This window comes from Microbispora sp. ZYX-F-249, assembly GCF_039649665.1.
Lineage (GTDB): Bacteria > Actinomycetota > Actinomycetes > Streptosporangiales > Streptosporangiaceae > Microbispora > Microbispora maris.
Genome location: NZ_JBDJAW010000008.1, coordinates 118,441 through 129,957, shown reverse-complemented (window position 1 = coordinate 129,957; position 11,517 = coordinate 118,441). Strand labels below are relative to the sequence as shown.

7 protein-coding genes are annotated in these 11,517 nt (G+C 70.8%); 4 read left to right on the top strand and 3 right to left on the bottom strand.

Annotated features, from left to right (window positions below; translation table 11 throughout):
- Positions 1 to 40: 40 nt before the first annotated feature.
- Both AAH991_RS12695 and AAH991_RS12690 read left to right on the top strand, forming a co-directional pair.
- Complete coding sequence (locus tag AAH991_RS12695; RefSeq protein ID WP_346225980.1) at positions 41 to 3,208, top strand: S41 family peptidase; 3,168 nt, start codon at positions 41 to 43, stop codon at positions 3,206 to 3,208.
- A gap of 185 nt (positions 3,209 to 3,393) precedes the next feature.
- Positions 3,394 to 5,037 carry a cellulase family glycosylhydrolase gene (locus tag AAH991_RS12690; protein WP_346225979.1) on the top strand — a complete coding sequence of 548 codons (1,644 nt, stop codon included), beginning with the start codon at positions 3,394 to 3,396 and terminating at the stop codon, positions 5,035 to 5,037.
- A gap of 9 nt (positions 5,038 to 5,046) precedes the next feature.
- Here the strand turns inward: AAH991_RS12690 and AAH991_RS12685 are convergent, their stop codons facing one another.
- The gene (locus AAH991_RS12685) at positions 5,047 to 6,141 is read right to left on the bottom strand and encodes a MalY/PatB family protein (RefSeq protein WP_346225978.1); all 1,095 of its coding nucleotides are present in this window, start codon (positions 6,139 to 6,141) and stop codon (positions 5,047 to 5,049) included.
- Positions 6,142 to 6,229: 88 nt separating this feature from the next.
- Positions 6,230 to 6,946 (bottom strand): transcriptional repressor LexA, encoded by a 717-nt coding sequence (gene lexA / locus AAH991_RS12680; RefSeq protein ID WP_169950829.1) that lies wholly within the window; start codon positions 6,944 to 6,946, stop codon positions 6,230 to 6,232.
- A 432-nt stretch (positions 6,947 to 7,378) separates the two neighbouring features.
- Here lexA and nrdR point away from each other — a divergent pair, with 432 nt between their 5' ends.
- Both nrdR and AAH991_RS12670 read left to right on the top strand, forming a co-directional pair.
- The gene (gene nrdR / locus AAH991_RS12675; protein WP_346225977.1) at positions 7,379 to 7,843 is read left to right on the top strand and encodes a transcriptional regulator NrdR; all 465 of its coding nucleotides are present in this window, start codon (positions 7,379 to 7,381) and stop codon (positions 7,841 to 7,843) included.
- A 120-nt stretch (positions 7,844 to 7,963) separates the two neighbouring features.
- Positions 7,964 to 10,852, top strand: a complete 2,889-nt coding sequence (locus AAH991_RS12670) for a vitamin B12-dependent ribonucleotide reductase (protein ID WP_346225976.1) — start codon at positions 7,964 to 7,966, stop codon at positions 10,850 to 10,852.
- A gap of 133 nt (positions 10,853 to 10,985) precedes the next feature.
- Here AAH991_RS12670 and AAH991_RS12665 read toward each other — a convergent pair whose 3' ends face one another.
- Positions 10,986 to 11,354 carry a hypothetical protein gene (locus AAH991_RS12665; protein WP_346225975.1) on the bottom strand — a complete coding sequence of 123 codons (369 nt, stop codon included), beginning with the start codon at positions 11,352 to 11,354 and terminating at the stop codon, positions 10,986 to 10,988.
- Between the last annotated feature and the right edge of the window lie 163 nt (positions 11,355 to 11,517).

Genomic DNA, 11,517 nt, shown 5'->3' with positions numbered 1-11,517 from the left:
GGTACGGCGGAGCCGGTGCCATTCGGCATAGGGTGCGCATGTGGCGAATGGTGCGTATCTGAGATTCCCCCATCTGAACGGCGACCTCCTCACCTTCGTGGCGGACGACGACGTCTGGCTGGCACCCACGGGCGGCGGCAGGGCGTGGCGGTTCACGGCCGACCGGGTGCCGGTCTCCCATCCCCGGTTCTCCTCCGACGGCACGCGCATCGCGTGGACGAGCACCCGCGAGGGCGACCCCGAGGTGTTCGCCGCCGATCTGGACGGCGGGGAGGGCGAGCGGCTCACGCACTGGGGCAACGCCATGACGGGCGTGCGCGGCTGGACCGAGGACGGGAACGTGCTGGCCGTCACCGCGGCCGGCCAGGGCTCGCGCTCCCGGCAGTGGGCCTGTGCGGTCCCGCTGGACGGCGGCCCGGTGACGGCCCTGCCGTACGGCAGGGTCAGCGAGGCCGCGGTCAGCGGCGCCAAGGTGGCGACCGTCTCGGCGGTGTGGCGCGAGCCGTCGCAGTGGAAGCGTTACCGCGGCGGCACCGCGGCCAAGATCTGGGTGGACGCCGCGGGCGACGGCGAGTTCAGCCGTCTGTTCGCCGGCAACCCGGCGCAGCACTGGTCGGTCATGTGGGTGGGCGAGCGCCTGGCCTTCCTCGCCGACACCGACGGTGCCGGCAATCTCTACTCCTGCCTGCCGGACGGCTCGGACCTGCGGCAGCACACCACGCACCGCGGCTTCTACGCGCGCCACGCCGCGACGGACGGCTCCCGCGTCGTCTACAGCCTCGCCGGCGACCTGTGGCTGCTGGAGAGCCTGGACGCCGAGCCGTACAAGCTGGACGTCACCCTGAGCGGGCCGCGCCCGGCCCGGGCCAGGCGGCCCGCGCCGAACCGGGTCGGCGGCTTCGCGCCGGACCGCACCGGACGGGCCAGCGTGGTGGAGATCCGCGGCACCGCCCACTGGCTGACCCACCGCGACGGCCCCGCCGGCGTGCTGCGCGCGGAGCCCGGCGTCCGGGTGCGGCTGCCGCGGCCCCTCGACGGCGCGGGCCGGGCCGTCTGGGTGTCGGACGCCTCCGGCGAGGACGCGCTGGAGATCGGCACGCCCGGCGGTGAGATCCGCACCCTGGCCGCCGGGCAGCTCGGCCGGGTGCTCGACCTGGCCGCCGCGCCGGACGGCAAGCACGTCGCGGTCGCCGCGCACGACGGGCGGCTCCTGGTGGTGGACCTCGACTTCGGCGACGTCCGCGAGCTGGACCGCACCGCCCACGGCGACGTGCAGCACCTGACCTTCTCGCCGGACTCGGCCTGGCTCGCGTGGGCGCACGCCTACCAGCCCTGGCGCCGGCACCTGAAGCTCGCCCGCGTGGACGGCAGCACCGCGATCGAGGTGACGCCGCCGCGGTTCAACGACTACAGCCCTTCCTTCACCGGCGACGGCAAGTATCTGGCCTTCCTGTCGGACCGCACGTTCAACCCGGTCTACGACAGTCACGTCTTCGACCTGTCCTTCCCCGCCAGTTGCCGGCCGTACCTGGTGCCGCTCAAGGCCACCACGCCGTCGCCGTTCGATCCCTCGCCGGCGGGCCGCGGCTTCAACGGGGAGGACGACGCCGGGCCGGACGCCCGGCGCGCCAAGAACGCGAAGAACGACGGCGAGCCCGGCCCGCCGCCGGTGACCGAGGTGGACGCCGACGGGCTCGCGGCGCGGATCGTGCCCGTGCCGGTGCCCGCCGCCGTCTACTCCAACCTGCGTGCCGCCAAGGACGGCCTGCTGTGGCTGCGCCATCCGCTCGGTGGCCAGCTCGGCGACGGCACCGACCCCGGCGAGCCGGTCCTGGAACGCTACGACCTGGTCAAGCGCAAGCTCGGCGAGCTCGGCGGGGAGTTCGGGGCCTTCGAGGTCAGCGGCGACGGCACCCGCCTGGTGGCCACCGGCGGGAACGGCCTGCGGACCCGTGCCACCGGGGAGGACGACGAGGTCGTCACCATCGACCTGGACCGGGTGGTCGTGACCGTCGATCCGGTCGCCGAGTGGCGGCAGGCGTACGACGAGGCCGGGCGGCTCATGCGCGACCACTTCTGGCGGGCGGACATGAACGGCGTGGACTGGCCGGGCACGCTCGACCGCTACGCGCCCCTCGTGGAGCGGTTAGGCGCCTACTCCGAGCTGATCGACCTGCTCTGGGAGGTGCAGGGCGAGCTGGCCACCTCCCACGCCTACGCGAGGCCCAGCGGCGGCGCCCGCGATCCCCGGCGCCGCCAGGGCCTGCTCGGCGCCGACCTGGCCCGGGACGAGAACGGGGTGTGGCGGATCAGCCGCGTTCTGCCGGGGGAGTCCTCCGACCACGAGGCCCGCTCGCCGCTGCTCGCGCCCGGCGTCGCCGTCCGGGAGGGCGACGCGATCGTGGCCGTCGGCGGGCGCCCGGTCGACCCGGTCCGCGGGCCGCTGGCACTGCTGTCCGGTACGGCGGAGCGGCCGGTGGAGCTGACCGTCCAGCCCGGCTCCGGCGGCGAGACCCGCCGGGTCGTCGTCACGCCCATCGCCGACGAGACGCAGCTGCGCTACCACGACTGGGTGGCCGGACGGCGGGCGTTCGTGCGTGAGGCGTCGGGCGGGCGGCTCGGCTATCTGCACGTGCCGGACATGATGTCGGCCGGGTGGGCGCAGTTCCACCGGGACCTGCACACCGAGATGGGCTTCGACGGGCTCGTCGTGGACGTGCGTGACAACGGCGGCGGGCACGTGTCCGAGCTGGTGCTGGAGAAGCTGCAGCGGCGGGTGACCGGGTGGTCGCTGGCCCGGGGGTACGAGCCGGCGCGCTACCCGGAGGACGCGCCCCGCGGGCCCGTCGTGGCCGTCACCGACGAGTACGCCGGATCGGACGGGGACATTGTCAGTGCCGGGATCAAGAACCGCGGCATCGGGCCGCTCGTGGGCACGCGGACCTGGGGCGGCGTGATCGGCATCGACTCGCGGTACTCGCTCGTGGACGGGACCGTCGTCACGCAGCCGCGGTACTCGTTCTGGCTGGAAGGCGAGGGGTGGGGCGTCGAGAACCACGGCGTCGACCCGGACGTCGAGGTCGTCATGACCCCGCAGGACCTGGTCGCCGGGCGGGATCCGCAGCTCGCGCGGGCGGTGGAGCTGGCCCTGGCGGCGCTGGAGGAGCGGCCTGCGGCGACTCCGCCGGAGGTGCCGCCGCTGCGGTGACCCCCGGGGACGTTGACGATCGGCCGACCTACCGGACAAAATTACGCCCGAGCCACAAACTAGTCATAGAGAAGTAGGCGTGCGGTCAGGGCATGCCGCGACCACCACCGCTCCGGCGGTGGTCTGGGGTGCGCGCCTGACCGTATGGCTCACCGTCGGCGTGCGCCCCGCGTGGGAGGCACGTCTTGTACAGACGCATCATCGGCGGGCTGGCGACCGCCGCCGCGATGGCGGCGACCGTTCTCGTCGTCACCGGTACGCCGGCGAACGCCGCCGGCACGGGCACCGGCTACCTGCACACCAGCGGAAACAAGATCGTCGACAGCACCGGCGCCACGGTCCGGCTGACCGGCATCAACTGGTTCGGCATGGAGACCGACAACAAGACCTTCCACGGGCTATGGGCGAACAACCCGTGGAAGAGCCAGATCGACCTCATGGCGAACCTGGGCTACAACACCCTGCGGGTGCCGTTCTCCGACGACGCGCTCAAGCCGGGCGCGCAGGCGACGAGCGTCAACACCGCCTCCAACCCCGACCTGATCGGCCTGTCGCCGCTGCAGATCCTCGACAAGGTCGTGGACTACGCGGGCCAGAAGGGCATGCGAATCATCCTCGACCGGCACCGGCCGACCAGCGCGGGCCAGACCGCGCTGTGGTACACCTCCGGCGTCCCCGAGTCGACCTGGATCAGCAACTGGAAGTCGCTGGCCCAGCACTACGCCGGCAACCCCACCGTCATCGGCGCGGACCTGCACAACGAGCCGCACGCGGACGGCACCAACCCGAACGCGACCGGCTCCTGCTGGGGCTGCGGCGACCAGGCGCGCGACTGGCGCCTGGCGGCCGAGCGGGCGGGCAACGCGATCCTGTCCGTGCAGCCCAACTGGCTGATCTTCGTGGAGGGCGTGAGCTGCCCGAGCGGCGGCCTGTCCAACGTCTGGGACAACGACACCAGCAACGACGAGGACTGCGGCTGGTGGGGCGGCAACCTCACCAAGGCCGGCCAGTTCCCCGTACGGCTCAACGTGGCCAACCGGCTCGTCTACTCGCCGCACGAGTACGCCACGTCGGTCTACCACCAGAACTGGTTCGACGACCCGAACTACCCGGCCAACATGCCGGCCATCTGGGACAAGTACTGGGGCTACCTGTACAAGCAGAACATCGCGCCGATCATGGTCGGCGAGTTCGGCACCACGCTGGCCAACAACATCGACAAGGTCTGGCTCCAGGAGCTCATGAAGTACATGGGCACCGGAGTGAACGGCATGTCCTTCACCTACTGGTCGTGGAACCCCAACTCGGGTGACACGGGCGGCATCCTGAAGGACGACTGGGCCACGGTCGACCAGGCCAAGCAGAGCATCATCTCGCCGTACCTCATCCCGCCCGTGGGCGGCAACCCGCCGGTGTCGCCCTCGCCGCAGGTCTCGCCGAGCGTGTCGCCGTCCGTGTCTCCGTCCGCGTCCCCCTCGGTGTCGCCTCCGGTGTCCCCGTCGGCGTCGCCGTCGTCTCAGGGCGGCAAGACCTGCACCGCCACGTACAAGGTCGCCAACCAGTACCCCGGCGGCTTCCAGGGTGACGTCACGGTGAAGGCCGGCAACTCGGCCATCTCGGGCTGGACCGTGAAGTGGGCCTTCCCGAACGGCCAGAGCATCAGCCAGCTCTGGAACGGCACGCTCAGCGCGAGCGGCGCCAACGTCACGGTGACCAACCTGTCCTACAACGGCGCGCTCGGGGCCGGCGCCTCGACCACGTTCGGCTTCAACGGCAGCTGGTCCGGCAGCAACGGCGTCCCGTCCTCGGTCAGCTGCACGGCGAGCTGAGCGGGCGCGTCACGCCAGCGCGGCGGCGATCCTGGCCAGGATCTCCTCCAGGATCGCCGCCGACGTCGCGAAGTTGAGGCGGGCGAAGGTGTCGCCGCCTCCGTAGTTCGGGCCCGGGTTGAGCTTGACCCGGGCCTCCCGCTCGAGGAAGTGCGCCGCGCCGGGCACGCCGAAGTCGAGCCACGCGAGATAGGTGGCCTCGGGCATGCGGTACCCGACCGACGGGAGCCGCTCGGCGATGCGCCTGCGGTTGCGGTCCAGGATCGTCAGCACCTCCTCCAGCCACGCGTCGCCGTGCCGCCACGCGGCCACCGTGGCCTCCACGCCGAGGACGCTGGGCGCCCCGTAGATGTGGGCGGGCTGGCGGCCGAGCGCGTCCCTGACGTCCTTCGCGCCGATGTGGGCCACGGAGCAGTGCAGTCCGCCCATGTTGAAGGCCTTGCTGGCGGAGGTCAGGGTGACCGTGCGCTCGGGGAGGATCGTGGCGAACGGGATGTGCCGGGCCGGGGCGTACGTCAGGTCCGCGTGGATCTCGTCGGCGATAACCAGCGTGCCGTGCCGGTCGGCGTACGCGGCGACCGCCTCGAGCTCCGCACGGGTGAACGAGCGGCCCGACGGGTTCTGCGGGTTGACCAGCAGGAGCACCCGGACGGGCTCGCCGGGGACCTCGAACCGGCCGTCGGCCGTCAGCGGCATGGGCACCAGGCGGCGGTTCATCCCGGTGATCGTGGCGAGGAAGGGGTCGTAGGCCGGCACGTGCAGCGCCACGGCGTCGCCGGGGCCGGTCATGACGTGCAGCAGCACCTGGAGGGCCTGGTTGAGGTCGGTGTAGGACCGCACGTGGGCCGGATCGGCTCGCCAGCCGTGCCGCGCCTCCATGCGCTCGGCGAACGCCTCCGCCAGGGGACCGGCGGTCGGCTCGTCGAGCCAGGCGGGATAGCCGAGGTCCGCGGCCGCGCGTCTCGCGATGGCCTCCGTGACCGCCTCGGGCACGGGGAAGTCCATGTCGGCGACCCAGGCGGGGATGACGCCGGACGCGGCGTGAGCCCATTTGATTCCGTCACGGCGGCGGGCCGCATCCAGGGACAGCGAGTCGAGATTCACCCGACTCACCCTAATTGCCGATTAGTGGCCGCCGGAAAGGTGGTCGTCGCGCCCCGCGGTGCGTCGTGCCGCGGGGCGCCGGCGGCCGCTACAGCTTGCGCAGGACGGCCGTGACCTTGCCGAGCACGGTCGCCTCGTCACCGGGGATCGGCTCGTAGTTGGGGTTGTGGGGCACCAGCCACACGTGCCCGTCCTTGCGCTTGAACGTCTTCACGGTGGCCTCGCCGTCGATCATGGCGGCCACGATGTCACCGTTGTCGGCGACCGGCTGCTGCCGCACCACGACCCAGTCGCCGTCGGCGATGGCGGCCTCGATCATCGAGTCGCCGGAGACCTGGAGCAGAAACAGCGTGCCCTCGCCCACGAGCTGCTTGGGCAGTGCGAACACGTCCTCGATGCTCTGCTCGGCGAGGATGGGACCGCCGGCGGCGATGCGGCCGACCAGCGGCACGTACGCGGCCGTCGGGCGGTTGAACCCGGCCTCCTCCTCGGTGGTGGCGTCCGGATCCACCCACAGCACCGGCTCTCCGGGCAGCCGGACCTCCAGGGCCCGGGGGCGGTGCGGGTCACGCCGGAGGTAGCCCTTACGCTGGAGCGCCGTGAGCTGGTGCGACACGCTGGAGGTGCTCGTCAGCTGGACTGCCTCCCCGATCTCCCGCATGGACGGCGGATAGCCGCGCTGCTGGACCGAGTCGCGGATCACCTCGAGGATCTTCCGCTGCCTGGGGGTGAGGCCAAGCGAGTCGCGCCTGCGAACCGCGAGGTCGCTGACGCCATCCGCTTGCTCACTTCGGTCACCCACGATGCCACCTCTCAATCCGTGTTCCTCATGTCGCACAGAGCGACCGTACCGCGATTCAAGATCACCGTCAAACAATTGTTCGATATCCAGCGAAATCGCCGATCTCGCCGTCTCCCTCATCGTACGGGAGTTCGATCGATCCCGTGTTCGATTTACCCGATCTTCCAGGGCCGATGTACGTCCAGGTCAGAGGCCCTGCGGAAATCGGCGGGGAAAGGCGCCGTAAAGGGCCTATTTCGCGATCGGCGGGGCAGGTGATGCCGCCGTGACCCGAGGTGCGACACGCGCGCCGAACAGGCACTTCCCCTCCCAAGGCCGGTTCGACTTGCGTTCAAGGTCGGGCACTTCTACGGTTGGACCACAACATCTAGTAGTCACACCGGTGTAAGTTCACCACACCTTGTGTTCGGGATGGGCGTTCAGGGAGGCGATGGAGTGCACTGTCCGTTCTGTCGCAACCCCGACACGCGAGTCGTGGACAGCCGCGCCGCCGAGGACGGGGCCGCGATCCGTCGCCGGCGCACCTGTCCCGAATGCGGGCGCAGGTTCACCACCCAGGAGACCGTCCTGCTGATGGTGAGCAAGCGCAGCGGGGTCACCGAGCCGTTCTCCCGGGAGAAGGTCGTCGCCGGCGTGCGGCGGGCCTGCCAGGGACGCCCGGTCAGCGAGGACTCCCTCGCCCAGCTCGGGCAGCGGGTCGAGGAGAGCATCCGGGGCACGGGTGCGGCCGAGATCGCCTCCCACGAGGTGGGCCTGGCCATCCTCGGTCCGCTCCGCGACCTCGACGAGGTGGCCTACCTGCGCTTCGCGTCGGTCTACCGCAGCTTCGAGACGCTGGCGGACTTCGAGGCGGAGATCGAGCGGCTCCGCGCGGCACACGGCCCGGCGGGCGAGGAGTAGGCGCCTTCCGGGGGACCGGGACGAGGCGGACGGCGGCGCGCGACGGCGCGGCGCGACGATGTGGTTGTAACGAGCGTGGTCCGGAGAAGGGGCTCCATCGGGCCCTGGGAGGGGGAAGTCATGACGGAGACCGTGAGCGGCACCGTATCGGGTACGGGGGGCCGGGGGGGCAAGCGCCCGCGCAAGGGCCTGAAGATGAAGCGCGTCTTCACCACCCCGGGCGTCCACCCGTACGACGAGGTCCGCTGGGAGCGGCGCGACGTCGTGATGACGAACTGGCGGGACGGCTCGGTCAACTTCGAGCAGCACGGCGTCGAGTTCCCCGACTTCTGGTCGGTCAACGCGGCCAACATCGTCACCACCAAGTACTTCCGCGGGGCGGTGGGCACCCCGCAGCGTGAGTCGAGCCTCAAGCAGCTCGTCGACCGGGTGGTGGGCGTCTACACCAGGACCGGCCTGGAGAACGGCTACTTCGCCTCGGAAGAGGACGCCGAGATCTTCGACCACGAGCTCAAGCACGCGCTGATCCATCAGATCTTCAGCTTCAACTCGCCGGTGTGGTTCAACGTCGGCACCCGCTCGCCCCAGCAGGTGAGCGCCTGCTTCATCCTGGCCGTGGACGACACGATGGAGTCGATCCTCGACTGGTACAAGGAAGAGGGCGTCATCTTCAAGGGCGGCTCCGGCTCCGGGGTCAACCTCTCCCGCATCCGCTCGTCCAAGGAGCTGCTGTCCAGCGGCGGCACGGCCAGCGGCCCGGTCTCATTCATGCGCGGCGCCGACGCCTCCGCCGGCACCATCAAGTCGGGCGGCGCCACCCGCAGGGCGGCCAAGATGGTCGTCCTCGACGTGGACCACCCCGACATCGAGGAGTTCATCGAGACCAAGGCGCGCGAGGAGGACAAGATCCGCGCGCTGCGCGACGCCGGGTTCGACATGGACCTCGGCGGCAAGGACATCGTGTCCGTCCAGTACCAGAACGCCAACAACTCGGTGCGGGTCTCCGACGAGTTCATGCGCTCCGTCGAGGCCGGCGGGAAGTTCGGCCTGCGGGCCCGGCTGACCGGCGAGGTCATCGAGGAGGTCGAGGCCCGCTCGCTGTTCCGCAAGATGGCCCAGGCCGCCTGGGAGTGCGCCGACCCCGGCGTGCAGTACGACGACACGATCAACGACTGGCACACCTGCCCCGAGACCGGGCGCATCACGGCCAGCAACCCCTGCTCGGAGTACGTCCACCTGGACAACTCCTCGTGCAACCTCGCGTCGATCAACCTGCTGAAGTTCCTGCGCGACGACGACAGCTTCGACGTCGCGAACTTCGTCAAGGTCACCGAGCTGATCATCACCGCGATGGACATCTCGATCACCTTCGCCGACTTCCCGACGCAGAAGATCGCCGAGACCACCCGGGCCTACCGCCAGCTCGGCATCGGCTACGCCAACCTCGGCGCGCTGCTGATGGCGACCGGCCACGCGTACGACTCCGACGGCGGCCGGGCCATCGCGGCCGGGATCACCTCGCTGATGACCGCCGTGTCCTACCGCCGCTCCGCCGAGATGGCCGGGATCGTCGGCCCGTACGACGGCTACCAGCGCAACGCCGAGCCGCACAAGCGGGTCATGCGCAAGCACGCCGCGGCCAACGACGACCTGCGCACGCTCGAGGACATGGACAAGGCCCTGCACGCCGAGGCCACCCGGCAGTGGCAGGAGTGCCTGCGGCTCGGCGAGAAGAACGGCTACCGCAACGCCCAGGCGTCGCTGCTCGCCCCGACCGGCACCATCGGCCTGATGATGGACTGCGACACCACCGGCATCGAGCCCGACCTGGCGCTGGTCAAGTTCAAGAAGCTCGTCGGCGGCGGCTCGATGCAGATCGTCAACCAGACGATCCCGCGGGCGCTGCGCCGGCTCGGCTACCTCGAGGAGCAGGTCGAGGCCATCGTCGAGTACATCGCCGAGCACGGCCACGTCGTGGACGCCCCCGGCCTGCGGCCGGAGCACTACGAGGTGTTCGACTGCGCGATGGGCGAGCGGGCCATCGCCCCGATGGGCCACGTCCGGATGATGGCGGCCGTCCAGCCGTTCCTGTCCGGTGCGATCTCCAAGACCGTGAACCTGCCCGAGTCGGCCACCGTGGACGACATCGAGGAGGTCTACCTGCAGGGCTGGAAGCTCGGACTCAAGGCCCTGGCCGTCTACCGCGACAACTGCAAGGTCGGGCAGCCGCTGTCGGTCGCCAAGAAGACCCCGGAGGAGGCCTCCCAGGAGACCGCGGAGCAGGAGCCGGTCGTCCAGGTCGTCGAGGTCGCGCGGCCGACCCGGCGGCGGATGCCGAACCAGCGGCCCAGCATCACCACCCGCTTCACGGTCGGCGGCGCCAAGGGCTACATGACCGCCTCGTCCTACCCCGACGACGGCCTGGGCGAGGTCTTCCTCAAGATGTCCAAGCAGGGCTCCACCCTCGCGGGCGTGATGGACGCCTTCTCCGTGGCGATCTCGATCGGCCTCCAGTACGGCGTGCCGCTGGACACGTACGTGCAGAAGTTCGTCAACATGCGGTTCGAGCCGGCCGGCATGACCGACGACCCCGATGTCCGGATGGCGCAGTCCGTGATGGACTACATCTTCCGGCGGCTCGCGCTCGACTACCTGCCGTACGAGGACCGGGCGGCGCTGGGCATCTTCTCCGCCTCCGAGCGGGCCGCGCAGCAGCGCGGGGAGGACCCGGCCGCACTGCAGGACGTCGACACCGCCGCCCTGGCCCAGTCGGCGCCCATCGAGAACGGCCAGCCGGCGCCGATCGAGGCCAAGCCCGCCGAGGGGCCGGCCGCCGGGCAGCCCGCGCCGGTCGCGGTGCCCGAGCCGCGCCGGGCCGGCGCCTCGCTGGAGAGCCACCAGGGCCGTACGGCCGACGCGCCGCTGTGCATGACCTGCGGCACCAAGATGCGGCCCGCGGGCAGCTGCTACGTCTGCGAGGGCTGCGGCAGCACCAGCGGCTGCAGCTGAACCGCTGTCTGAACGCCCCGTGAGCGAAGGGGGCCGGCGAGTGCGCCGGCCCCCTTCGTGGTTCTTCAGACCGTCGCGGCCGCGCGGACGATTTCGAGTGCTTCAGCGAGCGACCATGGTGTAGCGATTCGGCCTATTCGTCGGTGTCGTCCGGGTCTTCGGGGATTCCCAAGTCGGCGCGCATGATGGACCGGAGGCGTTTGTTGTGATGCCAGAAATCCTCGCCGTGCGCGAAGGCCTCCTCCACGGATTCGCCGTCCTTCGCGGCTCCGGAATCCAGCCGCTTGGCCATGCCGAACCAGGCGCTCAGATGTTCTCTCAAGGCTCCGGCGGCGGCGAGGACATTGCCGGGAGCTGTCATCTGCGCTTCCGCGTGCCGTTCGATGTATAAACGCCGGGAGTCTTCGAGTTCGTCCCGTACGTCGTCGCCGACCTTCCCCTGCCGCAGCGCGTGCAGGAAGTCGACGATGGCCGCGCGATGCCTTCTGATGGCGATGTTCAACGCCACATAGCATGCGCGCCGTTGTTCAAGCTCCGCCTCGCGCCGGGCGCGCTCGTACTCTTCCTGCCGCTGGGCCTTGCCCAGCTCGAACTCCTGCTGTCTGCGACCTCGGCGCTCCGGCCATCAGGGGAGCCGGTGGAGTGCTTGCTCGCGGCCGACGGGA

Coding starts and splice junctions, on each gene's coding strand:
- AAH991_RS12670 (WP_346225976.1), top strand. CDS start 7,964: ATGACGGAGACCGTGAGCGGCACCGTATCGGGTACGGGGGGCCGGGGG.